The organism is Nocardioides sp. CCNWLW216 (assembly GCF_037120545.1).
In the GTDB taxonomy this organism is placed as follows: Bacteria; Actinomycetota; Actinomycetes; order Propionibacteriales; family Nocardioidaceae; genus Nocardioides; species Nocardioides lianchengensis.
In genome coordinates this window covers 16458-41984 of sequence record NZ_JBBBBJ010000009.1, presented here as the reverse complement: position 1 = coordinate 41984, position 25527 = coordinate 16458, and the positions used below count along the sequence as shown (strand labels likewise).

Annotated in this window: 15 protein-coding genes; 10 read left to right on the top strand and 5 right to left on the bottom strand. The window is 74.1% G+C overall.

The window, feature by feature from the left end; genetic code table 11:
* Positions 1–7: 7 nt before the first annotated feature.
* Complete coding sequence (locus V7S47_RS18790; RefSeq protein WP_336563011.1) at positions 8–1006, bottom strand: Bug family tripartite tricarboxylate transporter substrate binding protein; 999 nt, start codon at positions 1004–1006, stop codon at positions 8–10.
* A 116-nt stretch (positions 1007–1122) separates the two neighbouring features.
* Between V7S47_RS18790 and V7S47_RS18785 the strand changes: the two genes are divergently transcribed.
* The 9 genes from V7S47_RS18785 to V7S47_RS18745 all read left to right on the top strand — a co-directional run bounded on the left by V7S47_RS18785 (position 1123) and on the right by V7S47_RS18745 (position 10085).
* Entirely contained in the window at positions 1123–2055 is a 933-nt protein-coding gene (locus V7S47_RS18785) for a LysR family transcriptional regulator (RefSeq protein ID WP_336563010.1), read from the top strand.
* A 179-nt stretch (positions 2056–2234) separates the two neighbouring features.
* Complete coding sequence (gene kdgD / locus V7S47_RS18780; RefSeq protein WP_336563009.1) at positions 2235–3149, top strand: 5-dehydro-4-deoxyglucarate dehydratase; 915 nt, start codon at positions 2235–2237, stop codon at positions 3147–3149.
* Between the two features lie 22 nt (positions 3150–3171).
* Positions 3172–4662 carry an aldehyde dehydrogenase (NADP(+)) gene (locus V7S47_RS18775; RefSeq protein ID WP_336563008.1) on the top strand — a complete coding sequence of 497 codons (1491 nt, stop codon included), beginning with the start codon at positions 3172–3174 and terminating at the stop codon, positions 4660–4662.
* A 61-nt stretch (positions 4663–4723) separates the two neighbouring features.
* Positions 4724–6046: an enolase C-terminal domain-like protein gene (locus V7S47_RS18770; protein ID WP_336563007.1), complete on the top strand. Its 1323-nt coding sequence runs from the start codon at positions 4724–4726 to the stop codon at positions 6044–6046.
* A gap of 10 nt (positions 6047–6056) precedes the next feature.
* Positions 6057–7001, top strand: coding sequence for a 2-hydroxyacid dehydrogenase (locus tag V7S47_RS18765; RefSeq protein WP_336563006.1), 945 nt, complete (start codon positions 6057–6059; stop codon positions 6999–7001).
* Positions 6998–7744, top strand: a complete 747-nt coding sequence (locus V7S47_RS18760; protein WP_336563005.1) for a sulfite exporter TauE/SafE family protein — start codon at positions 6998–7000, stop codon at positions 7742–7744. The genes V7S47_RS18765 and V7S47_RS18760 overlap by 4 nt, the downstream gene beginning before the upstream one ends.
* A 120-nt stretch (positions 7745–7864) precedes the next feature.
* A complete protein-coding gene (locus tag V7S47_RS18755; protein WP_090856987.1) occupies positions 7865–8290 on the top strand; it encodes an adenylyltransferase/cytidyltransferase family protein in 426 nt (141 codons plus the stop codon).
* A complete protein-coding gene (locus V7S47_RS18750) occupies positions 8287–9846 on the top strand; it encodes a class I SAM-dependent methyltransferase (protein ID WP_336563004.1) in 1560 nt (519 codons plus the stop codon). The genes V7S47_RS18755 and V7S47_RS18750 overlap by 4 nt, the downstream gene beginning before the upstream one ends.
* A complete protein-coding gene (locus V7S47_RS18745; protein ID WP_336563003.1) occupies positions 9843–10085 on the top strand; it encodes a DUF6752 domain-containing protein in 243 nt (80 codons plus the stop codon). Before V7S47_RS18750 ends, V7S47_RS18745 begins: the two co-directional genes overlap by 4 nt.
* A 70-nt stretch (positions 10086–10155) precedes the next feature.
* On the opposite strand, the gene V7S47_RS18740 is transcribed toward V7S47_RS18745, so the two are convergent.
* Complete coding sequence (locus tag V7S47_RS18740; RefSeq protein ID WP_336563002.1) at positions 10156–10773, bottom strand: hypothetical protein; 618 nt, start codon at positions 10771–10773, stop codon at positions 10156–10158.
* Positions 10774–10875: 102 nt separating this feature from the next.
* Between V7S47_RS18740 and V7S47_RS18735 the strand changes: the two genes are divergently transcribed.
* Complete coding sequence (locus V7S47_RS18735; protein ID WP_336563001.1) at positions 10876–11442, top strand: TetR/AcrR family transcriptional regulator; 567 nt, start codon at positions 10876–10878, stop codon at positions 11440–11442.
* Positions 11443–11546: 104 nt separating this feature from the next.
* Here the strand turns inward: V7S47_RS18735 and V7S47_RS18730 are convergent, their stop codons facing one another.
* The 3 genes from V7S47_RS18730 to V7S47_RS18720 all read right to left on the bottom strand — a co-directional run bounded on the left by V7S47_RS18730 (position 11547) and on the right by V7S47_RS18720 (position 25332).
* The gene (locus V7S47_RS18730; protein ID WP_336563000.1) at positions 11547–13781 is read right to left on the bottom strand and encodes an Ig-like domain-containing protein; all 2235 of its coding nucleotides are present in this window, start codon (positions 13779–13781) and stop codon (positions 11547–11549) included.
* A gap of 64 nt (positions 13782–13845) precedes the next feature.
* Positions 13846–23907 (bottom strand): calcium-binding protein, encoded by a 10062-nt coding sequence (locus tag V7S47_RS18725; protein ID WP_336562999.1) that lies wholly within the window; start codon positions 23905–23907, stop codon positions 13846–13848.
* A gap of 168 nt (positions 23908–24075) precedes the next feature.
* Positions 24076–25332: a TetR/AcrR family transcriptional regulator gene (locus V7S47_RS18720; protein ID WP_336562998.1), complete on the bottom strand. Its 1257-nt coding sequence runs from the start codon at positions 25330–25332 to the stop codon at positions 24076–24078.
* Between the last annotated feature and the right edge of the window lie 195 nt (positions 25333–25527).

Here is a 25527-nt window from a genome sequence, read left to right as displayed (position 1 = left end):
CCGACCGTCAGCCGGCGCTGCCGAGGTTGATGCCGTACTCCTCGACCAGGGCGGCGTAGCGCTCCTTGTCGCTGTTCAGCATCTCGACGACCTCGTCGCCGGAGACCTCGAGCGGGGTGAGGCTGTTCTGCTCGTTGAACGCCTGGTAGTCCTCGGTGGCGAAGGTGGCCTCCATGGCCTCCCAGATCGTGTCCTTCACGTCCTGGGGAGTGTCCTTGGGGGCCGTCATGAACCGGTACTGGTAGACCTCGACGTCCAGGCCCTGCTCGGTCGCGGTCGGCACCTCGGGGAGGTACTCGATGCGCTCGGGGGCGAAGACCGACAGGGCGGTGAGCTTGCCGCTCTCGATGTTCTCGCGCGCCTCGCCGATCTGCAGGCAGGCGGTGTCGACCTGGTTGCCGAGCAGCGCGGTCAGGGCCGGGGCGCCGCCGTCGAACGGGACGGCCTCGGACTTGATCTCGCCGACCTCGTAGGTGAGCGCGCAGGAGAGCTGCGCGCCGGTGCCGACACCGGTGGTGCCGTAGGTGATGCGCCGGTTCTCGGCCTTCAGGTCGTCGATGCCCGACCAGCCGTTGTCGGCGTTGGTGACGAGCACGTAGTCGTCGCGCGAGACCCCGCCGATCACGTCGAAGTCGTCGATGTTGGTGACCTCGTCCGCGGAGACCGCCAGCGGGGTGATCGCGAACAGCGAGGCGTTCTGGATCGCGAGGGTCGCGCCGTCGTTCTTCGCCGACTCGAGCTGGCTCGCGGCGAGGGCACCGTTGGCACCCTCGCGGTTGATGACGGGGAACTGGGCGCCGAGCTCCTGCGACAGCCCCGTCGAGACGGCCCGGCTGATCAGGTCGCTGGAGCCGCCGGCGGACGCGCCGACGTACATCTCGACCGAGCCCGAGGGGTACTCGTCGCCATCGCTGCCGCCGGTGGTCGTGGAGACGCCGCCGCAGGCGGAGAGGGCCAGGGTCGCGACGCCGGCGACGGCGGCGAGGCAGGTGGTGGACTTGCGCATCGTGTGGCTCCTTGGGGCGTGCTCGGGAGGTGGTGCTGTGTGACCACCGACACTACGAACGTTGGTCGATGCCCGTCCAAGCCCGATTGAGCATGGAGTGATCTACTCTGGGTATCGTGATCACCCTCGACCAGGTGCGTGTGTTCGTGGCCGTCGCGGAGGAACTGCACTTCGGGCGGGCGGCCGAGCGGCTGCAGATGACCCAGCCTCCCCTGTCCCGCCAGATCCAACGCCTCGAGAAGTCCGTCGGCGCCCGACTGCTGGAGCGCGACAACCGGCGGGTGGCCCTGACCGGCGCCGGAGCGGCCTTCCTGAACGAGGCCTACCGGATGCTCAACCTGGTCGAGAGCGCCGGCGACCTGGCCCGCCGCGTGGACGCGGGCGCGGCCGGCGTCGTACGACTGGGCTTCACGGCGGTCTCCGCCATCGAGGTGCTCGGACCGCTGCTGCGCCGGCTCACCGCCGAGCTCCCCGACGTCGAGGTCCGCCTGTCGGAGCGGGTCACCCTCGCGCAGGTCGACGGCATCCGGCGCGGCGAGCTCGACATCGGCCTGGCCCGTCCGCCGTTCGACACCGCCCTGCTCTCCTCACGGGTCGTGGTCCGCGAGCCGCTGATGGCCGTGCTGCCGGCCTCCCACCCGCTGACCGCCCTGGACCGGCCGCTGACCCCCCAGGACTTCGAGGGCGAGCCGGTGATCGGCTACCACCCGCAGCAGTCGCGCTACTTCGCCGAGCTGTCGGTGCGCTTCCTCGCCAACGCCCACCCGCGGATCGAGCAGCGGGTCCACCAGGTCCTCACCGCGATGCTGCTCGCCGCCGCCGACCGCGGCCTCGCCCTGGCCCCCGCCTCGGCGGCCTCGCTGCACGTCGAGGGCGTGGTCTTCCGCGAGCTCGCCCACGGCGGCGGCGACACCGACCTCGACGCCGACCCCGAGCGACCCGTCGAGCTGCACGCGATCTGGTCGCGCGAGGCGGTCTCCCCCGTCGTACGGCGGGTGCTGGACGTGATCCGGGCGGCGCTGCCGGGCGGGGGCGCGCCGGAGCTGTAACGCGATGTTCGCCGCACTGGGGACGCGCTGCAGCGCGTACCTAGTGCGGCGAACATCGCGTTACACCTCGCGACGATGCCCGGCAGGCATCGCTGAATGCAAAAACGGGCTTGGACAGGCATCGTCCGGCGTTCCTAGCGTGGTGCTCGTCACCCCGCCCACGACGCGAAGGACCCCCCGTGACCGACTACAGCCCGACCGACCTGGCGGCCCAGCTCAAGAGCGGCCTGCTCTCGTTCCCGGTCACGCACTTCACCGACGACCTCGAGGTCGACGAGGGCGGCTACCGCAAGCACCTCGCCTGGCTCTCGGAGCACCCGGTGGCCGGGCTGTTCGCCGCGGGCGGCACCGGCGAGGTCTTCTCGCTCACCTTCGAGGAGACCGACCGCGTCGTGCGCGCCGCCGTCGAGGAGGTCAACGGGGTGGTGCCGGTCCTCGCGCCGGCCACCGGCAGCACCGCCCACGCGATCGCCCAGGCGCAGGCCGCCGAGGCCGCGGGCGCGGACGGTCTGCTGCTGCTGCCGCCGTACCTCACCGAGGCCAGCCAGGCCGGGCTGGTCGAGCACGTCAGCCGGGTGTGCGCGGCGACGAGCCTCGGCGTGGTCGTCTACAGCCGGGCCAACGCGGTCCTCCAGGACGTCGCCGTCGCCGAGATCGCCGACCGCAACCCGAACCTGATCGGCTTCAAGGACGGCGTCGGCAACATCGAGCAGATGACCCGCACCTACGCGAAGGTCGGCGACCGGCTGGTCTACGTCGGCGGCCTGCCCACCGCGGAGACCTTCGCGCTCCCGCTGCTGCAGCTCGGCGTGAGCACCTACTCCTCCGCGCTCTTCAACTTCGCCCCCGCCTGGGCCATCGAGTTCTACGACGCCGTGCGCGCCCAGGACCGCGACGAGGTCTACCGTCGGCTGAACGAGTTCGTGCTCCCCTACCTCGACATCCGCGACCGCACCGCCGGGTACGCCGTGTCCATCGTCAAGGGCGGCCTGGCCGCCATCGGCCGCCCGGCCGGACCGGTCCGCCCGCCGCTGACGAACCTGCGCGCCGACGAGGTCGACGAGCTGCGCGAGCTCGTCGCCCGGATCTCCTGACCGCACCGCCCGAGAGGAACCCATGACCGACCCCCGCTCGATCATCGCCGGCACCGAGTCCGACCGACCTGACGTCGTCGCCGCCACCACCGCCGCCACCGAGGCCTTCGCCGCCTACCGGGCGACCGGCCCCGAGGAGCGCGCCGCGTTCCTGGAGGCCGTCGCCGTCGAGATCGAGGCGGACGGCGAGGCGATCATCGAGGCGGCGGTCGCCGAGAGCCACCTCCCGCTCGCGCGGATCACCGGCGAGCTGGGCCGCACCACCGGGCAGCTGCGCCTCTTCGCGGGCGTCGTACGACGAGGCGACCACCTCGGCGTGCGCCTCGACCCGGCGCTCCCCGACCGGACCCCGCTGCCGCGGCCCGATCTCCGCCAGCGGCAGATCCCGCTCGGCCCGGTCGCGGTCTTCGGCGCCAGCAACTTCCCGCTGGCCTTCTCGACCGCGGGCGGCGACACCGCCTCCGCGCTGGCCGCCGGCTGCCCGGTGGTCGTCAAGGGCCACCCGGCCCACCCGCGGGCCGGCCATCTGGTCGCGACCGCGGTCAGCCGGGCCGTCGCCCGGGCCGGCCTGCCCGCCGGGACCTTCTCCTTCCTCCTCGGACCGGGCTTCGAGCTCGGCCAGGAGCTCGTCGCCGACCCGCGCATCAAGGCGGTCGGCTTCACCGGCTCCCGCGGCGGCGGCCTGGCGCTGGTCGCCGCCGCCGCCGCGCGGCCCGAGCCGATCCCGGTGTACGCCGAGATGTCGTCGGTCAACCCGGTCGTCGTGCTGCCGGGCGCCCTCGCGAGCTCCCCCGACAGCGTCGCCGCGCTCGCCACGGCGTACGTCGGCTCGCTCACCCTCGGGGCCGGCCAGTTCTGCACCAACCCGGGCCTGCTCTTCCTGCCGACCGGCGCGGCCGGCGACGCGTTCCTCGCCGCCGCCGGCGAGGCGGTCGCGGCCGCCACCGGCGCCACCATGCTCACGAGCGGCATCGCCGAGGCCTACCGGTCCGGCACCGCCGCGATCGACGCCGCCGCCGGCGTCCGCGTCGTCGCCCGGGGCGACGCGGGCGGCGACGACGCGCCGGCCCCGCAGCTGGTCGAGGCCACGAGCCTCGACGGGCCGGTGGGCGAGGAGGTCTTCGGCGCGGCCGGCGTCGTCGTCCGGTACGACGACCTCGCCGGCCTGCTCCCCCGCCTGGAGCAGCTGGAGGGTCAGCTCACCGCGACCGTGCACGCGACCGACACGGACGCCGACGCGGCCCGCGCGCTGCTGGCCGTCCTGGAGCTGAAGGTCGGCCGGATCCTCTTCAACGGCTGGCCGACCGGTGTCGAGGTCGGCCACGCGATGGTCCACGGCGGGCCGTTCCCGTCCACCTCCGACTCCCGCACCACCTCGGTCGGCAGCCTGGCCATCGAGCGGTTCCAGCGCCCGGTCGCCTACCAGGACGTGCCGGACGGGGTGCTGCCCGACGCCGTCCGCGACGCCAACCCGTGGGGCCTGCGCCGCCGCATCGACGGGGAGCTCGAGTGAGTTCCCCACAGAGTTCTTCTCCCCCGCTTCGCTCCTCCGAACAACTCTGTGGGGGCCCCGAGTGACTGCCCATATCGCTCGCATCGAGGTGGTCCCGGTCGCGGGCCACGACTCGATGCTGCTCAACCTCAGCGGCGCGCACGCGCCGTACTTCACGCGCAACATCGCGATCCTGACCGACAGCGACGGCCGCGAGGGCGTCGGCGAGGTGCCCGGCGGCGAGGCCATCCGGGCCACGATCGCCGATGCCGCCGACCTGCTCGTCGGGCAGCCGGTGGCCCGCTACCGCTCGCTGCTGCGCGAGGTCGCGACCCGGTTCGCCGACCGCGACAGCGGCGGCCGCGGCCTGCAGACCTTCGACCTGCGCACCACCGTCCACGCGGTCACCGCACTGGAGTCGGCGCTGCTGGACCTGGCCGGCCAGGAGCAGGGGGTGCCGGTGGCCGAGCTGCTCGGCGACGGCCAGCAGCGCACCAGCGTGCCGATGCTCGGCTACCTCTTCTACGTCGGCGACCCCGACCGGACCGACCTGCCCTACCTGCGCGAGCCGGACGGGGCCGACGACTGGGAGCGCGTACGACGCGAGCAGGCGCTGACCCCGGAGGCCGTCGTACGCCTGGCCGAGGCGGCGCAGGCCCGCTACGGCTTCGGCGACTTCAAGCTCAAGGGCGGCGTGCTCGCGGGCGAGGAGGAGGTCGCGGCGGTCACCGCGCTGCACGAGCGGTTCCCCGACGCCCGGATCACCCTCGACCCCAACGGCGGCTGGCTGCTCGCCGACGCCGTCCGGCTGCTGGGCGGCCTCGACGACGTCCTCGCGTACGCCGAGGACCCGTGCGGTGCCGAGGGCGGCTACTCGGGCCGCGAGGTGATGGCGGAGTTCAAGCGGGCGACCGGCCTGCGCACCGCGACCAACATGATCGCCACCGACTGGCGGCAGATGGCGCACGCGATCCGCACCGAGGCCGTCGACATCCCGCTCGCCGACCCGCACTTCTGGACCATGGCCGGCTCGGTCCGGGTGGCCCAGCTGTGCCACGACTTCGGCCTGACCTGGGGCTCGCACTCCAACAACCACTTCGACGTCTCGCTGGCCATGTTCACCCAGGTCGCGGCTGCGGCGCCGGGCGAGATCACCGCGCTCGACACGCACTGGATCTGGCAGGACGGGCAGGGCCTGACCACCGCGCCACTGGAGATCGTCGGCGGCGCCATCGAGGTCCCGACCACGCCCGGCCTCGGCGTCACGCTCGACCGGGAGAAGGTCGCGGCCGCGCACGCGCGCTACCGCGAGCACGGCCTGGGCGCCCGCGACGACGGCCTGGCCATGCAGTACCTCGTCCCCGGCTGGGCCTTCGACCCCAAGCGCCCCTGCCTGGTCCGATGACGGCCCGCTGATGGCGCGCGTCCTGCAGGTCGGCACTCTCAAGCCGGCGCTGGCCGAGCGGCTGCGCACGTCGTACGACGCCCCGGCGCTGCCGGCCGACCCCGAGGGGCGGGAGGCGTTCCTGGCCGAGCACGGCCCGGGGGTCGAGGTCGTCGTCACCTCGGGCCGGTACGGCGTCGACCGCGACCTGATGGGCCGGCTGCCCGCGCTCGCGGCGATCGTCGGCTTCGGGGTCGGCTACGACACCACCGACGTGGCGGCGGCCCGCGAGCGCGGGATCGCGATCTCGAACACCCCCGACGTGCTCACCGACTGCGTCGCGGACACCGCGGTCGGGCTGGCGATCGACACCATGCGGCAGCTCTCCGCGGCCGACCGCTTCGTCCGCCGCGGCGCGTGGCCCGCCGACGGCGACGTCCCGCTCACCCGGCGGGTCTCCGGGTCCCGGGTCGGCATCCTCGGCCTCGGCCGGATCGGGCAGGCCGTCGCCGTCCGGCTGGAGGCCTTCGGCTGCCCGATCAGCTACCACTCCCGCCGGCCGGTCGCGGGGTCGCCGTACGTCTATGCGGCGAGCGCCGTCCAGCTGGCCGCCGCCGTCGACCTGCTCGTGGTCGCCACCGCGGGCGGTGCGGGCTCGACGCACCTGGTCGACCGGGCGGTCCTGGAGGCCCTCGGCCCGGACGGTTTCCTGGTCAACGTCGCCCGCGGGTCGGTCGTGGACGAGGATGCCCTCGTGGACCTCCTCGTCAGCGGCCGGCTGGCCGGCGCCGGGCTCGACGTCTTCGCCCGGGAGCCGCACGTGCCCGAGGCGCTGCTCGGGCTCGACAACGTCGTGCTGCTGCCCCACCTCGCCAGCGGCACGGTCGAGACCCGGGAGGCGATGCTCGAGCTGACGCTGGCCAACCTGGAGCGCTGGCTCGACCACGGCGAGCTGGTTACGCCCGTCCCCGCGTGAGCGCGGGCGAGGCGGCCCTCCTCGTCCTCGCCGGGGTCGGCGCCGGGCTGACCGGATCGATCGCCGGCCTGGCCTCGCTGGTCAGCTACCCGGCGCTGCTCGCCACCGGCCTGTCACCGCTGGCCGCCAACGTCACCAACACCGTCGCGCTGTTCGGCAACTCGGTCGGCACCACGATCGGGTCGCGGCGCGAGCTGACCGGCCAGTGGCCGCGGATCCGGGCGCTGATGCTCTTGTGCGCGATCGGGGGCGCGCTCGGCGCGGTCCTGCTCCTGGTCACCGACGAGTCGGTCTTCGAGGCGGTGGTCCCGTGGCTGATCGCCCTCGGCTCGGTGCTGCTGCTGGCCCGCGATCGGCTGCGCGCCTGGTCCGCGACCCGTCGTACGACGCCGCCCGCGTGGCGCGGACGGCTCGTCGTGGTGGGTGTCGGGGTCTACGGCGGCTACTTCGGCGCCGCCTCCGGCATCATCATGCTGGCCGTCCTGGCCCTGCGGACCTCCGAGCCGCTGGCGGTCACCAACGCCGTCAAGAACGTGGCCACCAGCACCGCCAACCTGGTCGCCGCGCTGGCCTACGTCGTGCTCGCCCCGGTGCACTGGCCGTCCGTGGCCGCCCTCGCCGCCGGGGCCCTGGTCGGCGGCTGGATCGGTCCCCAGGTGGTGCGAGTGCTCCCCGAGCGGCCGCTGCGATGGGCCGTGGGCGCCGCCGGCCTCGGACTCGCTGCCGCTCTGCTCGTCGGCTAGATTCGGTGAGTTGGACTCCGGAGGCGCACGCGTCGATGGGACAATGAGGTGAACATTCGGATAAAGTCGACTGACTTTGTGAGAATTGGGCGGTTCGTGAACCAAGCAGGGGGCAGCAGCATGGGACCCGTCATCGGCTACGTGCCGGGCGTCTACGACCTCTTCCACGTGGGTCACCTGAACGCACTGCGCCAGGCTCGCGAGATGTGCGACGTGCTCGTCGCCGGCGTCGTCTCCGACGAGGTGTGCGAGGCCGCCAAGGGCCTGCGCCCGTTCGTCCCCCTGTCCGAGCGTCTGGAGATCGTCGAGGCCATCGGCATCGTCGACGCCGTCTACGCCGAGACCACCACCGACAAGAAGGACGCCTGGGAAGAGGTCGGGTTCCACCTGCTCTTCAAGGGCGACGACTGGCGGGGCACCCCGAAGGGCGACGCCCTGGTGACCCGCATGGAGGGCGTCGGGGTCGAGGTCGTCTGGTTCCCCTACACGCTGCAGACCTCCAGCACGGCCCTGCGGTCGGCGATCGGGCGGGCCCTCACCGGATGACCGTCACGGTCACCGACGACGGCATCTGGCTCAGTCGCCCGCCCACCCACCCGCTCGTCCTCACCCTCGACGGGCGCTACGTCTGGTCGTTCACCCCGCTGCGCGACGGCCGCACGCAGGGCGCCGGCGTCCTGGTGGAGTGGCCGCTGGCCCTCCGGTCGTTCCTGAACGGCCGCGCCACCGTCCGGGTCGGCGCGGTCGGCGACACCGAGACCCCCCTCTTCGAGGACGAGGTCATGCTCGGGACCCCGACCGACGAGGACGACCGCATCCAGGTCCAGGACCGCAGCGGCAACCCGCTGGCCATCGACAAGGTCGGTCACCTGTGCCGGGCCTTCGAGGAGACCGACGAGCAGATCCGCGACGAGATCCTCCTCGGCACCAAGCGGGCGCTCGACGACCTGCGCGAGCACGCCGGTGTCGAGGCCTACCTCAACTACGGCGCCCTGCTCGGGGCGATCCGCGACGGCGCGATGATCGCGCACGACTCCGACACCGACGTCTGCTACCTGTCGCGGCACGGCTCCCCCGCTGATGTGATCCTGGAGTCGTTCCACGTCGAGCGGGTGATGCGAGGTCGCGGCTGGCGAGCTGTCCGGATGTCGGGCGGTGACGTCAAGCTGATGCTCCCGCTCTCCGATGGGCGGACCTGCCACATCGACATCTTCGTCGCCTTCCGCGTGGGCGACACCTTCTACCAGCTCGGCAACCGGAGCGGCTCGTTGCCGACCTCGGCGATCCTGCCGCCCTCCACCATCACGCTGCACGGTGTCGACTTCCCGGCGCCCGCCGATCCCGAGGCGATGCTGGCCTTCGTCTACGGGCCGAGCTGGCGGGTTCCCGACCCCTCCTTCAAGTACGCCGACCCGCCGGCCGGCGTCCGTCGCCTGGACGGGTGGCTGCGCGGCTTCCGCACCAAACTCCAGGACTGGACCGACCACCACCGCGCCGTCCCCTCACCGCAGCGGCACTCCGAGTTCGCACTCTGGGTCCACCGCCAGCTGCCGAAGGGCGAGGCGATCATCGACGTCGGGTGCGGCACCGGTCGCGACGCCCTCTGGTACGCCCGCGCCGGGCGTGCGGTGCAGGCCGTCGACTTCGCCCGGGGGGCGCGCAGCGTCTTCCTCGCGCGGTCCCGCCGCCTCGGGGTGGAGGTGCCGTTCCACGTGGTGGCCATGGGTGACCTGCGCGCCGTGCTGCTCCTCGGCGCCGAGCTGGCCCGCTCGCCCCACCACGTGCACGCCCGCCACCTCGTCGAGACCCTCGACCGGGCCGAGCGTGCCAACCTGTGGCGGCTGTGCCGGATGTCCGGCCGCGCGGCCTTCCTCGAGGTCTCGGTCACCGGTCCCGAGCTGCCCGACACCGTCGGCCCCGGCGAGCGTGTCGACCTCGACGCACTCCTGGCCGAGATCGAGGCCGCCGGCGGCGTCGTGGAGCACCAGGAGCTTGGCCCCAGCACCGACCTGGTCGGGCAGCCCGACCCGGCCGTCGCCCGACTGCGGGTGAGCTGGCCCCGCCGCCGTCCGACCCCGACCCAGCAGAGGAACGTCGCATGAGCGTCCTGCAGTCCCGATTCCGCATCGTCCGTGACCGGTGGGAGCGCCGGACGCCCCGGGCCTACGGCGTCCGCGCCCGGCTCGCCGCCCTCGAGGCGGAGGCCCAGGAGAACCGGCAGCTCAACCGCCGCATCGCCGAGCTCACCGACGTGGTCACCGAGCTGCTGATCCCGCTCTCCGAGCGGGACGAGGAGCGGGTCGCCGAGGTGCTGAAGGCCTACCGCGCCGGCCAGTCGTAGGGCGGCCGGCCATCGTCTCCCGGCTGCTGGTCCCCAGCCACGAGGAGACCGAGGAGCTCGCGGAGGCCGCCTAGTGGCGCGAGGAGACCTGGTGCCGGGCCGCGCCGGCCCGGCCCAGGGTGGCCCAGAGGACGTAGAGGACCGCACCGCCGACGGCGTACCCGGCGAGCGGGCTCAGGTCGACCTCGTCCTGGCGGGCCATGGCCGCGAGGGCGACTCCGATGACCGTGGACAGCCCGCCGCTGACGACCATGAACGTCTGACGGCTCCCCGCCCGGCGCCGGTGCAGCGCGAGACCGAGCTGGATCGCGCCGGACAGGGTCGCCCAGGCGCCGAAGACGACCAGGACGGCACCGGAGTCGGAGCCGAGCGAGGCGACGGCCAGGCCGACGGCGGCGAGCAGGCCGACCACCGCGTTGACGACGTGCACGGCCGGCCGGGCCGACGTCCGTCGTACGGCCTCGACGACGGAGGCGACCACGTCGATCAGCGGGTAGCCGATCAGCAGGAGGGCGGCGCCGACGGGGAGCTCGGACGTCGCCCGGGACACGTCGTCCCCCAGGGCCACGACGAGGGCGAGCGCCCACAGCACGGCGATCCCGGCGCGCACCAGGGCGATCCGCCGTCCGACCGAGGGGGACGGGGCGGCCGTCAGCAGCGGACGGACGGGGGCGGTCGGGACGGACATGGCGGCTCCTCGGATCAAGAAAGAGAGCGATCGCTCTCTCTACCTCCAGGAGACCACGACCTCCGGCGTCCGTCAAGAGCGAACGCTCTCTACACTGGCCTCGTGCCCTCCTCACCCACCCGCGGCTCCGCCGCCCGCGACCGGCTGCTCCAGGCGGCGTCCGCGGTCTTCTACGCCGAGGGGATCAACACCGTCGGCGTCGGTCGACTGGTCGAGGAGGGCCGGGTGACGCTGGCGACCTTCTACCGCCACTTCCCGAGCAAGCAGGACCTCGTCGTCGCCTACCTGGAGGCGGTCCACGCCCACATCGAGGCGACCGTCGCCGACCTGACCGCCCGGCTGGAGGGCGCCGAGCTGCTCCGGGCCATCGGCGCCGACATCGGTGCCGACCTGTGCCGGCCCGGCTTCCACGGCTGCGCGTTCATCCGGGCGGCCGTGGAGACCAGCGACCCCGAGAGCCCGGTCGCCCGGGCCGTGCTCGACCACCGCACCTGGTACCAGGACGTGATCCGCGACGGGTTCGCGCAGGCCGGTCACGCCCGGCCGGACGACGCCGCCCGCCGCTACGTCATGCTCCGCGACGGCGCGATGGTCGCCGGCATGCTGGGCGACGTCGCCACCGCGCAGCGGACCTTCGCCGCCGGGCTCGACGACCTGCTCGGGAGCTGAGCCCACCCGTCCCAGAGACGCCACAGCGCCCCCGGTCCTCGAGGGACCGGGGGCGCTGCGTGGGAGAGGGATCGGCGCCGAGACGGCTCACCCATCCGCCGGAATCACTTCACGCGGACCGTGTTCGTCTGCGCCGCGAAGGTCGTGCCGGTGGCCGCGACGACCGCGACGTAGGTGGTCTTCTTGCGCTTGCCGTTGCGGTCGCGGACGGCCAGGTCGACCGTCCCCTTCCCGCTCAGCACGCCGCGAGCCACCGCGATCCGCTTGCTGCCCTGGACCCGGTAGAGCACGACCCGGGCCTTCGCCGCGGTCCGCGGCGCGGTGACCGTGACCTGGTCCTTGCGCGAGGCGGCCTTGCTGCCGCGGAGGGTGGCGCTGACGCGGTGGCCGAAGGACGCACCGCCCGTGAGGGTCCGGCTGCGGAAGCCGTCGGAGACCGTCGCGGTCACCTGGGCGCGGCCGGCGGCCGAGCCGACGAAGGTGTACGCCGCCTCGCCGCGGGCGTTGGTGGAGACGACGGCGCGGGGCTCGCTGGTCCCGCCGTCCGGGCCGAGCCGGAAGAACTGGACCTGGTAGCCGGGGACCGGGTTGCCGCGCTGGTCGGTGACCCGGACGGTCTGCCGGACGGCCGTGCCGATCGGGACCATGCCGGTGGCCGACGACTGCAGCGCGAAGCGGCTCCGGCCGAAGTCGAGCTCGTAGAACCTCGCGGTGGCCGTGCCGACCGCCGCAGCGGTGTCCGCGCCGGTGCCGCCGAGGGTGTCGGTGTAGGTGAGGGTCGGCGCGTCGTTCCAGGTGCCGGTCAGCTCGATGTCGGCGTTCTCGAAGGAGACGACCCAGATGTCACCGGCCTGGTCGAAGTCCGAGACCATGAAGTCGTCGCTGTAGTCCCAGTCGTCGAGGTTCCCGGCGTAGGACAGGTCGATCGGCTCGCCGCCGACCGGGTTGCCGAACTGGTCCTGGGCGTAGACCTCGTAGTAGGTCCGGGTGCCGGCCTGGGCCGGGGCCACCGGCCCGTCCTGCTCGCCCTTCGGCGAGAGGACCAGGGCGACGCGGCCGTTCAGGGGCGCGGCGGTGTCCCAGTCGGCGGTCGCGGTCGCGCTGGTCTTGTCGGCCGCGGCCGAGACGGTGGCGGTGAGCTTCCCGTCCTTGTCGAACGCCTTGTCCCGCGCGATCGCCACGTCGTACGACGAGGTGCCGTCGGCCGCGGTCACCAGCTCGACCTTCTTGCCCAGGTCGGTCCAGGTGCCGGCGGGGGCGCCCACCTCGGTCGGGAGCGTCACCTCGCCGTCGGTGAAGAAGCCGTGGTCGACACCGAGGGCGAGGACCTGGCCCTCGACGGGGTCGGGGTCGGCGTCGGCGTCACCCTGGACGCCCTCGACGTCGGGGTCGACGTCGAAGCTGTCGTCGGGGGCGAGCACGGTCACGGTGCTGCCCAGGACCTCGCCCGGCTTGCCGTCACCGGGGTCGCCCATCGTGACTGTGCTGTCCACCGGCGGGACCAGGCTCACCAGGTCGAGGGCGAGGGTCGTGTCCGCGGCGGGGTCGTCGAGGTCGACGTCCTCGACGGTGGTCGCGGCGAGGACGCCGCCGAGCTCGGTGCCCTGGCCGGCCTCCTCCGGGTCGCTCACGACGACGGAGATCGCCCCGGCGGCGGCGGTCGTCAGCTGGCGGGTCGTCTCGAGGGGCGCACCCGCCACGACCGGCACGAAGCCGGCGTCGGCGCGGGGGTCGGTGCCCGCGGCGCCGCGGGTGAGCTCCAGGTCGACGAGCCGGCCGACCAGGCCGGTGCCGTCCTCGAGCGCCAGCGCGCCGGTGACCGTGACGTCGTCGCCGGCCGGAGCCCGCAGCGACTCGCCGGCGCCCAGGGTGAGCGCGGCCTGACCGGCCTTGACCGTCAGCAGCACCTTCTCGGCGATCGCGCCGGTGCCCGTCCCGGTGGCGCCGAGGCCCGCCGTGAGGACGTAGGTGCCGGACGGCTGACCGGCCGGCAGCGGGACCGTGAAGGCGCCGGTGACGTCGTCGGTGACGGTGTCGAAGCCGGTGGCCGGCAGGGTGATCGCCGGCACGGTCTTGTCGAACGGGGTCACCTTCCACCGGTAGCGGAGGTCCTGGGTGTCGTCGGCGTCGACCGGACCCGCGACGGAGTCGCGGAGCTGGACGGTGACGTCCCCGGCGTCGTACTCGTCGAGGTCGAAGACCAGGCCGTCGGCCGAGGCCGCGACCAGGGATCGGACGCTCGCCGCCGAGGCGGGCGAGCAGAGGGCGGACGCGGTCGAGGCCGCCAGAACGGCGGCGACGGCGAGGGACGTGCCGCGCAGGGTTCGGCTGAGCTTCATGAGGTTCTCTCCGGGGTGCAGTGGTGGATCGGTGTCGGGTGGGTCGGGACGGGTGGGACGGGGGTCATCGGACCTCGCAGACGAGGTTCCGAGCCCCGGGATAGGTACGACGACGTTCGTCGCCCGGGATCGCGAGCTCGGCCGGTCCGACCGAGCCGTTGGCGGCGGCGAGCAGACGGAGCGTCGCCACCATCGAGGTGGTGACGGTGGCGCGGGCCTTGCCCGCCCCGCTGCCCTGGACGCAGACCTTCTGGTAGTTGGTCTTGGCCTGCCAGTCGATGAGCCGGTCGCCCTGGATGACCCGGGTGGTGCCCGAGTCGCCCTGGTCGGCCTGCATCGCGTCCGCGCCGGCGCCGCCGTAGAGCACGTCGCGACCGTTGAGCGTCTTGCGCACGCCGTCGGTGTCGACGGTCGGGGCCACGAGCCGCCACAGCTTGGTGTCGGTCCCCCGCCGCTTCAGGTCGAGGGCGTCGTCGCCCGCGCCACCGAAGATCCGGTCGTGGCCGACGCCGCCCCAGAGGGCGTCGCTGCCGTCGCCGCCGAAGACCACGTCGTCGCCGTCGCCGGCGTTGACCAGGTCGCGGCCGGCCCCGGCGTGCACCGAGTCCGCCCCCGTCCCGCCGAGCAGCAGGTCGTCGCCGCCCGTCGTCGACTGGGTCAGGGTCACGACCCGGACCAGCGTGCCGCGCGGGCGGAGCAGCTCGCGGAGGAACCGGGAGCTGTCCGTGACGGTGCGGTCGATCTCACCGAGAGCCGCCGCAGGCGTCGGGACGCTGACGCCCTGGTCGCCGACGAGGGCGTCGTCGCCCGCGCCGCCGTCCAGGATGTCGCCCCGGACGCGCTCGCCGCCGTAGGAGAGCTGGTTCCGCGTGGACAGGGTCGAGTCGAGCTGGCCGTAGAGGTCGTCGTCGCCGGCGCCGCCGAACAGCTGGTCGCTGCCGGCCCAGGCACCCGGGCGCTCGTCGGCCATCGCGACCTGACGCACGACCTGCGGTCCGGAGGCGCCGCCGAGCAGCGTCCGGTTCGGGCCGTGGCGGGTGATCCGACCGCTGTCGCCCAGGAGGACGTCACGGGCGTTGCCGCCGTCGAGCCGGTCGTTGCCGTCCACGAGGCCGGCGGCCGACGGGTCGGTGGCCTTGCTCGGCGCGGTGAGCAGGCGGTCGACGACCACGCCCTGGGCGACCGAGATGACCACGCCCTGGCTGGAGCCGCCGCCGACGAGGTCGTCCTCGCCGTCGCCGCCGCCGAGGCTGTCGTCACCGACGTTGCCCTCCAGGTAGTCGTCGCCCGCTCCGCCGGACATCGCGTCGTTGCCGGCCTGGCCGAACATCAGGTCGCGTCCGGCGTCGCCGGACAGCGTGTCCGCCGCACCCACCGAGGCCGGCACGGCCGTGGGCCGGGCGGCCGTCACGACGTCGTCGAGCCGGATGGTGCGCAGGGTGGTGCCGTCGGCACGGGTCGAGCGGACGTCGGACGGCCGCGTGAGCAGTCCGTTGTCGCCGATGACCACGTCGTCGTCCGCGCCGCCGGAGATCCGGTCGCTGCCGTCGAGCAGGCGCGGGGCCGAGGCCGGGACGGCCTCAGCGGCACGCGCCAGCCGCAGGCCGGTGACCCCGAGGGGCAGGCCGTCCGCGGTCGAGGAGCCGCCGACGAGGTCGTCGTCGTCCGCGCCGCCGCGCAGGTCGTCGGCCCCGTCGTTGCCCTCGACGTAGTCGTCGCCGGCGTCACCGTCGATGGTGTCGGCGCCGGCCTGGCCGAAGACCAGGTCGCGCTTGCCACCACCGCTGATGACGTCGCCCGCGCCGATGGTCGCCGGCCCGGAGGCCACCGTCGCCACGTTGTCGAGGCGCAGCGTGTACGCCGTCCGCACCCCGGCCACGGCGAGCGCCGGGACCCGGATCGGGAGGGCGTTGTCGCCGGCGACCAGGTCGGCGCCGTCGATCGCGTCCGGGCCGCCGTCGCCGAACAGCCGGTCGCCTGCGTCGGGCACGCCGGCCCCGCTGCGCTCCACCGTGTACGGCGTCCGCTGCGCGGTCGGGTCGAAGGTCGACCCGCCGACCACGACGTCGTCGCCGTCGTCGCCGTAGCCCTGGTCCGCACCGGGGCCGCCCTCGACGAGGTCGCTGTCCGGGCCGCCGCGGACGAGGTCGTCGCCGGGCGAGCCCAGCACGACGTCGCAGCCGAAGCCGCCGTACAGCTCGTCGTAGGCGAGCGGGGTCCCGGGCGAGGCCACCGGCGTGCCCGCCACGCCGTCGTCCGCGACGACGGTGAGGTAGCGGGTCGTCGGCGCGTCACCGCAGGTCAGCGCGCTGGACTCGAACACCAGGCTGGGGTCGTCGCCGCGCACGGCGTCGGGCACGATCTCCGCGTCCGCCCAGGACGTGGCGCCGCTGGCGGCGACGATGTCCTCGGAGACGAGGATGCCGTTCTCCGCGACCAGGACGTCCTCGTCGCGGCCGCCCAGGAGCACGTCCTGGCCGTCGCGGGCGCCCGGGTCCTCGGACCCGCCGACCAGGTCGTCGGCGCCCTCGTTGCCGCGGAGGCGGTCGTCGCCGTTGCCGCCGACGAGGTGGTCGTCGCCGATCCCGCCGACGAGCACGTCGTGGTGGGGTCCGCCGAGCAGGACGTCGGTGCCCGCGTCGCCGAGGACCAGGTCGTTGCCGTCCCCGCCGTCGGCGAGGTCGACGCCGTCGCCCGCACCGAGGTAGTCGGAGCCGGTGCCGCCGCGCAGCTCGTCGTCGCCGTCGCCGGCCAGGACGCAGTCGCCGTCCTCGTTCGCGCCGGTGTCGAGCATCGAGGGCAGCGGGATCGAGCCCGTGTCGTCGCGGTCCGAGCCGACGACGCCGTCGCGGTCCAGGTCGACCCGGCCGCCGACGACGACGATGTCGCCGTTGAGCAGGCCGTTGAGGGCGGCCCCGGTCGCCGGGTCCCGGAGCACGCCGTCGACGACGTCCATGCCCGCGAGCTGGCCGGTGTCGGCCGCGATGCCGTTGACCGCGTCGGCCGGGCCGGCGAGCAGGTCGCCGTTCAGGTCGATGCGTCCGGCCACGACGCGCGTCGCCGGGTTGCAGTCGAGCAGACGCTCGCTGACCGGGGGCGCGGCCCCGCCGACGGCCGCGGTGTCGCGGCCCTCGCCGTACGTCGCGTCGTCGCCGGCGCCGCCGACCACGAGGTCGGCGCCGTTGCCGCCGGCGAGCACGTCGGTGCCCGGCCCGCCCGCGAGGTAGTCGTCGCCCTGGCCGCGACCGGTCCCGCGCAGGGACCCGTCGAGCCAGCGGCCGTTGCCGGCCCGGTAGAGGTCGACGTCGTCACCGAAGACGACGTCGTCGCCCAGGCCCGCGTCGACCCGGTCGTCGCCGGTGCCGCCGCGGATGACGTCGGAGTCGACCGCGGGGTCGGAGCCGTCCGACCCGCCGGCACCGTCGCCGGAGATCGAGTCGTTGCCGGCGCGCCCGCAGATCTCGTCGGGTCCCGCACCGCCGTCGAGGCTGTCCGGCCCGTTGCCGCCCACGACCACGTCGGCCTCGGGGCCGCCGGTGACGTAGTCGGCGCTGCCCGCGCCGGCCTCGGGCGTGCCGGACGTGCAGAGGGTGTCGAGCTCCTGGGCGGTGGGCACGGTCGCCGTGTCCACCGGCACCGACTCGGTCGTGAACTCGTTCGGGTCGTCGTCGGTGGCGCCCTGCCTCAGCACGCTCACCGAGCGGCTGCCGGTGCGGAACACCGAGCCGATGGCCGGGTTGCTGAGGGAGGGGGCGTCGCCCCCCACGACCAGGTCCGAGCCGTCGCCGCCGTCGACCGAGTCCGCACCCGCGCCGCCGACGATGATGTCGCCGCTGTCGAAGCCGAGCCGCACCTGGTCGGCCACCACGCCGGCTGCCGAGCCGCGGGGGCGCACCAGGAGGGCACGGACGTCGCGTCCGGGGCCGCCGACCAGGTTGTCCTCGCCGTTCTCGCCGAGGAGCCGGTCCGCACCGGCGCCACCGGAGATCCGGTCGTTGCCGGAGCCGCCGCTGAGGTCGTCACGTCCGGCGCCGCCGTCCATGACGTCGTCACCGGTGCCACCGGTGGCGCGGTCGTCGCCGAGGCCCAGCGAGATGCTGTCGTTGCCCGGGCCGCCGTCGACGCCGGTGTCGTCGGCGTCGCCGGTCTCGAGGACGTCGTTGCCGGGACCGCCGGTCAGCGCGGTGACCCGGGTGTCGAACGGCGTCTGCTGGAGCTTCACGCCACCGGCACCGTCGTCCGCGAAGTCCTCGCCGGCCAGGAAGGAGAGGGTGTCGTCACCCGCGCCGCCGTCGGCCACGAAGGTCGGGCGCGTCGAGGAGGTCACGGTGCGCAGAACGTCCTGGCCCGGCAGGTTGACGCCGGACTGGTATATCCGGACGGTCCAGGTGCCCCCGGAGCGCGTCACCGTCACGTTCTGGACCCGGCCGAAGCCGGAGACCTCGTACGTCGTCACGCCGGCGCGGTCGTACTGCCGCACCTCGTACTCGTCGACCCCGTCGGAGCCGCCGGGCATCCGTTCGCCGCTGCGCCCACCGCTGGTGAGCCTCAGCTCCGAGCCGTCACCGCTCGCCGTGACGAGGGTCGGCACCGCGTCGGGGCAGCCGTACTTGAAGAGCTCGTACGGGCCGAGGCGGAGCAGGTCGAACTCGTACTCGAGCGAGGTGAAGAGCAGCTCGATCTCCACGAAGATCGAGATGAAGGCCTCGATCGTGGCGCTGGCGTCGAAGATGCACGACGCGTTGCCGTTGAAGATCTGCCGGATCTCGGCCGTGCGGATCCGTCCGTCGTCGTTCGGGTCGTTCAGGTCGAGGTTGACCGTCAGGGTGATGCCGCCCTTGAGGCCCGCCGACACGATGCCGATCGATACGCTCGCGCCGGCCTCGATCGTGGTGACGAGCTTGACCTCGGGGACGTCCTCGCCGTCGGAGTCCAGGTCGTCGAGGTAGAAGCCCTCGCGGATCACGTCGCCGCCGTCGAACTTGTCGTACTTCGCGACCAGGGCGTCGACGTCACCGGGCGCGACCGACTCGGCGGCCAGCGTCTGCGGGAGGGAGTCGAAGCCCATCGCGAGCCGGCCCTCGATGGAGATGGAGCCACCGACGAACGGGACGATCGGCACGGGGCCGGCCATGATCGGCCCGAACTTCCGGCTGTAGGAGACCGAGGCGGACAGCTTGCCCAGGTCGAGGCGGAAGTACGACGCCTCGCCCTCGCCGGTCAGCAGGTCGAGCACCTGGTCGGTGTCGGCCAGGAACGGCAGCGAGAAGCCCGGCAGCTGCGCGGTGACCTCGCCGGTCCGCTCGTCGACCGTCTTCTTGGCGTTGCGGTCGCCGGTGCGCTTCTCGGCGGTCGACTGACCGGCCACGCCACCCTTGCCGTCGTCCTCCTCCTCGTCCTCGCACGGCTGCGGGGCGCTCGCCTTGCCGCCGGCGGGGCGGACGGTCTGCGTGCAGCTCTCCAGGAGCGAGACGTCGCCGGGCTCGATCGTGAGCAGCGCGCCCACGTCGGCGAGCTCCTCGAGCGGGACCTTGCCCTTGGCGAGCGCCTTCGCGGCCGTGACCATGTCGGTCACGCCACCGGTCAGGCCGATGACCCGGTGGGCCAGCTCGAGCTGGGGCTTCCGCGTCGCCTTGGCCGCGGTCTCCAGCAGGCTCAGCAGCGAGACCTCGTCACCACCGGCGAGCTCGGACAGGTCCGAGATCACGGGGATCGGGCTCCGCATCACGTCGACGACGTCGCGGACGGGGGCCAGGTAGGGGTCCAGGACCGCGAACGGCGTCGCCAGGCCGGCGATGACGTCACCGACGTCGAGGGTGACCTCGTCGTACGTGACCTCGCCGAAGCCCTCGTCGGCCGTCCAGGGCAGCCCGAGGGTGCCCTCGAGGCCCAGGAGGCCGGGCTGGTCCAGGGTCGCGAAGCCGAGGGTCAGGCCCTCCTCCGGGCCGTCGGCGGTGTCGGCGAACGACGGGCGCGCCTTCAGCTCGCCGTCGTAGAGGTCGAACAGGTCGTAGGCGCCCGGCTCGGGAGCGATCCGGATGACGGTGTCGACGGACTTGTCGGCCGCGTCCTGGGCGTCCAGGTGGGCGGGCAGGTAGCCGACGATGGCGTCGATGCCGTCCTCGGGGAGGCGGGCGCTGACGTGGGTCTCGAGGGCCTCGTCCGCGCCGACGACGACCTGCGGGCCGACGCCGCGCACGAGGCGCAGCGTGACCGGGAGGGACCACGTGGTCGTGGTCTCGACCATCTTGTCCGAGCGGACCTCGAGCCCGGCGAGACCGGTCTCGAAGGCCACCTCGCCCTCGGCCTCGACACCGTCGAGCAGGAAGGAGACCTCGACGCTCTTCCAACCGGTGCTGCTGTCGGTCGTGCACGCGGCCGGATCCGGGTCCTGGGGGTCGACGCTCGGGCACGGGCTGCACGCGCCGGCGAGACCGCCACACGTGACCTCGACGGCCACGTCGCGCGCGGCGACGGGGGCGACGCCCTCGGTCGACCCGACGGCGGCGGAGACGGCGTCGTCGAGCGCGCCCTTCAGCGCGGCGGCGTCCGCAGCCTCCGCGACGGCGGGCGCCGCGAGCTCGGTCCGCAGGGCGGAGGTGAGCGAGGTCAGGGTGTCGGGGACGCCGGCGCCGGCGTCCAGGTCGGTGCCGATGAGCGGCGCCGACACGGGGACCCTCGTCTGCGGGTCCAGGTTGCGCGGTGCCGCGCCGTCCTGCGCGGAGCCGATCGCCGCCGCGAGGCCGTCGAGGCCCTCGGCCAGGAAGCCGACCTGCATCGGGTCGGGGGCGGGCTGGGCGGTGCCCTCGCCGCCGGAGGTGTCGGTGGCGTCGGCGTCGTACGAGATCAGGTCGCCGGGGCCGACGACGAGGCGGGCCTCGGCGGCCCGGCCCGAGGAGCGGGCGTTGGTGCGGGTGGTCCGCAGCAGGCCGTCCCCGTCGGCGACGTACGTCGTGCTCACGTCGACGCCGAGGTCGACCGAGCTGTCCTGGACCGGGTTGACGCTGGTGTCCTTGCCGAGGACCTCGAGCGCGCTGACACCGGCCTGGAGCGGGTGCTCGGCCAGCTGGGGGCCGGTGCGCCCGACCACGGCGCTCGAGGAGGTGCCGGTGGGCGCGGTGACGGCGGCGCGCGCCGTGGCGCGGTCGACGGCCAGCGCGAGCGTCGTCGACGACTCGACGGCGACCGGGACGGTCCGCTGCTCGTCCTCGACCCGGCCGCTCATGACCTGGCCGCGGCCGGGCTGGCTCGGCGAGCCGGCGTCGTCGAAGCGGAGGGCGGCACGGAGCACGGTGTTCTCGGGGGCCTGGACGCTCAGCTCGACGGCCAGCGCCTGGGCACCGAGGTCGAAGTCGATCGTGGGCTGGTGACCGCTGTCGGCCGCGAAGAGCGTGTCGACGGCGGCGGAGAGATCCTGGACGCTCGAGACCGACGGCAGGGTGGCACCGCCGGTGCCGCCCTCGTCGGCCGCCGCGGCCTGGGTCAGGCCGCCGATGCCGGCACGCAGCGTGTCGCGCTCGACGGCCAGCTGGGCGGGCTTGAGGTCCACCAGCGGCAGCGTGGAGGCGTACTGGTCGGCCGGCTGGTCGTCGGCGCCGGTCAGGTTGTCGCCCGCGAGCTGGTCGAACTTCGAGAGCGTGGAGCCCAGGCCCTCGATGACCGAGTCGCGCATGACGTAGGGGTTGCCGAGGACGATCGCGTCGACGGTCGCCCCGTCGGCCCAGGCGGCCCGGCCGCTGGGCGCGAGCTCGCCGCAGGTGAGCGAGTCGGCGTCGAGGATCGTGACGTTCTGGCAGGCGACGCCGTCGCCGACGAGTCGCCGGGCGACGCCGACCGGGTCGGGGCTGGCGCCCACGCGGAGCGCGTCGTACAGGGTCTGGCCCTGCGGGAGCGAGGTGACGTCGACGGTCACGGACTCGACGCCGTCGGTGGTGGTCACCCGGGCCGTGCCGCGCAGGAAGGCGGCCGGGACCGGGTCGAAGACCCGGAGGCGCTCGTAGCCCGCGTCCACGGTGACCGAGGGCACGGAGCGCGCGCTCCACGAGACCTTCGCGGTACCGCTGGCGGGGTCGGCCGCGGTGCCCACGGCGTGGGCGCCGCCCGGCAGGGGGCGCTCGGTCGCCGTGAAGGCGATGGAGCCGGTCACGGCGGAGGTCAGTGAGAGCTGGTCGGTGTCGACGGTGCCGTCCTCGCTGACGAGGTCGGTGAGGGGAAGCGGGTCGGTGACGGACTGACCGGCCCGGACGACGCGCTCCAGCTCGACGGCGTTCGCGGAGCCGGCGGTGCCCAGGCTCAGCTCCTCGAGGTCGGTGGTCACGCCCAGGAAGCCGATCCGCGCCGTCAGACCGGTGACGGTCGACGGGGCCGAGGCGCTCAGGCCCTCGACGACGAGGAGGGAGCCGTCGCGCGGCAGCAGGACCGTCTCACGGGACTCGCCCTCGCCGAGCGGGCCGGTCTGGATGCCGAAGCCCACGTCGAAGCTCGCTCCGGTCGCCGTCGCCGGCGCGGTCGCGGGGTTCTCCGGGTCCTCGGAGCGCAGTCCCGTGAGGCCGACCAGGGTGCCCAGCGTGCTCGGGTTGCCCAGCTCCAGCGACTCGGTGTTCTCGGCGCGGACGATCGAGACGTCGACGTCGAGCCGGTCCGCGGTGAGGGTGGCCTTCGCGCTGGAGCCCTCGATCTCGTCGATCCGGCTGACGACGTCCTGGACCGTGCGCGGGACCGTCCGGCCGGCCAGCGGCTCGCCGTCGGCGGTGAAGGAGACCTCGAGGTCGGGCTCGCCGTCGCCGTTCTCGATGACGACGAAGTCGCTCGGGGACTCGCCGAGCGCCGCGTCGGGAGCGCTGGCGATGGTGCCGCCGTCGTTCAGCTTCCAGGTGATGCCGGTGGGCTCGCCGAGGCCGTCGGCCGTGGTCGCCTGGCAGTACGTCGTGTCGCCCGGAGCCGCCACGCCACCCGGCGGGGACGCCGGCGCCACGCCGCACTGGATCTGCGCCGCGGCGGAGGTCGCGACCATGTCGAGCAGGTCGTCGCCGGGGGCGAACAGGTCCGTCGTACCGCCCTGGAGGTTGGGGAAGTCGACGTCGGCGGCGTCCTGGAGGGACAGCACCGTGCCGGTGTACTGCGCGAGCGAGGTCATGCCGTCGACCATCGAGAGGCTCGTGGCCCGGGCCAGCGCGGTGCCGTAGTCGCGGACCGCGTCGCCCGCCTTCGGCCACACCACGCCGGACGGGACGCCGTCCAGGCCCAGGGTGCCGGTGCGCTCGTCGTCCGCGCCCCCGGCGAGGGAGTCGGGGAGCGCCAGGCCGAGCTCGATGTCCAGGTCGTCGGTGCCGGTGACGATGCGGAAGAGGTCGGGCAGCGTCGAGTACCGCAGGTCCTCGATGGTGAGCAGGCTGCGACCGTCGGGGTCGCGCATGGTGATCCGCTGGTCGCGCTCGATCCGGTAGTGGCCGTCGGTGACGTCGAGCCGGGTGAAGCCCTGGCGCGCGTCGAGGCCGTGGATGTCGTCGGTGTCGACCGTGATCGACAGGTCCATGACGGGCTGGCTGACCAGGGCGGTGCGCAGCAGCGGGTCCTGCTGGTCGGGGTCGATGCTCACGACGAACGGGTGCGCGTCGTCGGTGATCAGCGAGACCTCGACCTCGCCGCCGGCGCCCTGCCCGCCGACCCGGAGGTCGCCGTCGTCGTAGGCCAGGTCGAGGTCCGTGGTGACGGTCCGGTCGTAGGTGAACGAGATCGAGCGCGCGGTGCTCCCGGGGCCGACGTCGACGCCGTCGATCGAGTCGAGCGCCGCCGCGAGGTTGGTCCCGCCGTTCTCCAGCGCGCGCTCGACGCCCTTCGCCAGGTTGGCGTCCAGGTCGAGCAGCTCCGCCACGGAGGTCGGGGCGAACGGCAGCGCCGTCGCGAGCTCGGGCGTCTGGCCGACGGCCGAGATGGCGCCGGCGATCGCCAGCACGCCGGTCCGCATCGCGGAGCCGTCGGCCTGCGGCGCGGGGGCCGCGGCGGCCGGGGACGTCACGGGGACGCAGACGACGCCGAGAAGCGTCAGGGCCGTGACAGGAACGGCGAGACGACGGCGACGACGGACGCCAGCAGGCGAGGTCGAGGCGCGCGGGGAGAAGGACATGCGGGACCCTTCGAGGACCGGACGGACAGGATGGGGCGGGCCGAACGGCCAGGCGGTACGACACCATGCATCGGCACCCGCCCGAGGTCCTTTACCTGAACCGGAACCGGACTGATCGATCTCCACCCCGCGTGACCGTGGGTCGAGCGGGACCTCTTGAGCGGTCGCTCAAACCTCGGACGGCTCGACGACCAGGCCGACCACGTCGTGGGCCAGCCGGACGAGGTCCTGGCTCGGGGCGGCGACGACCTGGCTGACCGTCGTGACCACGAGCAGGTCCGCGACCGCTGCCGCGGCGAGCGAGGTCCGCAGCCGGTCGGCCGCGGCGAGCTCCTCCACGAGCGCACGGACCGCCGTCACCACCGGATCGCCCTCGTGCCGCGGATCGTGCGCGGTCGCCTCGGCGAGGTACGGCGCGGCGACCCCGACGTAGGTGCCGGCGGCCCGGGCGAGCTCGGCCACGACGTCGGCCAGACGGTCGCCGGCCGGGGTGGTCGGGTCCGTCGGCAGCCCGGCCAGGTGCCCGGCGACGGCGTGCCGGAAGACGGCGGCGGCCAGCGCGGCCTTCGTCGGGAAGTGGTGGGCGAGCGTCGAGGCGCTCACCCCCGCCGCCCGCGCCACCTGCGCGAGCGTCACGCCGTCGTACCCCCGCTCGGCGAGCGGGACGCTCGCGGCCTCGAGGATGCGGGCCCGGGTGCGCTCACGGCGCCCGTCCGCGCTCGGAGCGACGACCGCGGCACGATCCGCGTAGTAGTTCACCTCCGCGAGCCGGTCGTCCACCTCGCGCCGGTCCCCCACCGGTCCGACCGCGACCACGCTCAACGAGCCGGCCGCCCGCGCGAACACCTCCGGCCGGCTGACCCCGGGGTCGACGACGTGCCGGATCGCCGAGCCGGTCAGCAGCGCGCCCTGGGTCGCCACGAAGGTCGCCATGTCGTACGGCGAGCGCAGCTCCCGCCCCCACCCCTCGAACACCGGCCCCACCAGCGCGGCGAGGAGCCGGTCCAGCTCGGCCAGGTAGGCGGCGTACACGCCGTCGACCGTCCCCCCACCCAGCGCCCACAGCCCCAGCCGGACGCGCAGCTCGGGGTCGCCGCTGAGGCGGCCGAGCTCCTGCCGGTGCAGCTCGAGCAGGTCGGGCAGGGGGACGACGCCGGCGCGGACCCGGCCGATCAGCGCGTGTGTCCGGTCCTTCGGGAGCTGGTCGGGGTCGAAGACCCGCCCGACCACCTCGTCGGCGAACGCCTCCATCGAGCCGAAGTGGTAGAAGAGCGAGGTCGAGCTCACCTCCGCCCGGCGAGCCAGCTCCCGCGACCCGATCGCCGACAGCAGGTCCGCGGGCGTCAGCTCCCGCAGCGCACGGACCGCCGCCTCCACCAGTCTCCGGCGCACCTCGTCCGCGGAGGACGCTCGCTGTCTCGCCACGGGACGAAGGTAAAGCACCGGGCTCCGCGCGGCTCCCCTATCCTCGATGCACTGTGCTTCTCCCCCACCCCTGAGCCTCCTGGCTGATCGCGTCCGTCGGCGAGCCCCTGCGCGCTCGTCCGCTGCTGCCTGCCCGTCTCGTGGGCACCGGCCCCCTGTCCCGCCGGCTCGTTGACGCGACCCTTCTCCCCAGGA

Excerpts from the sequence above, each read along its gene's own strand:
- V7S47_RS18765 (WP_336563006.1), top strand. The coding sequence starts at position 6,057 with ATGGCGCGCGTCCTGCAGGTCGGCACTCTCAAGCCGGCGCTGGCCGAG.
- V7S47_RS18725 (WP_336562999.1), bottom strand. The coding sequence starts at position 23,907 with ATGTCCTTCTCCCCGCGCGCCTCGACCTCGCCTGCTGGCGTCCGTCGT.
- V7S47_RS18745 (WP_336563003.1), top strand. The coding sequence starts at position 9,843 with ATGAGCGTCCTGCAGTCCCGATTCCGCATCGTCCGTGACCGGTGGGAG.
- V7S47_RS18750 (WP_336563004.1), top strand. The coding sequence starts at position 8,287 with ATGACCGTCACGGTCACCGACGACGGCATCTGGCTCAGTCGCCCGCCC.
- V7S47_RS18755 (WP_090856987.1), top strand. The coding sequence starts at position 7,865 with ATGGGACCCGTCATCGGCTACGTGCCGGGCGTCTACGACCTCTTCCAC.
- V7S47_RS18790 (WP_336563011.1), bottom strand. The coding sequence starts at position 1,006 with ATGCGCAAGTCCACCACCTGCCTCGCCGCCGTCGCCGGCGTCGCGACC.
- V7S47_RS18775 (WP_336563008.1), top strand. The coding sequence starts at position 3,172 with ATGACCGACCCCCGCTCGATCATCGCCGGCACCGAGTCCGACCGACCT.
- V7S47_RS18730 (WP_336563000.1), bottom strand. The coding sequence starts at position 13,781 with ATGAAGCTCAGCCGAACCCTGCGCGGCACGTCCCTCGCCGTCGCCGCC.
- V7S47_RS18740 (WP_336563002.1), bottom strand. The coding sequence starts at position 10,773 with ATGTCCGTCCCGACCGCCCCCGTCCGTCCGCTGCTGACGGCCGCCCCG.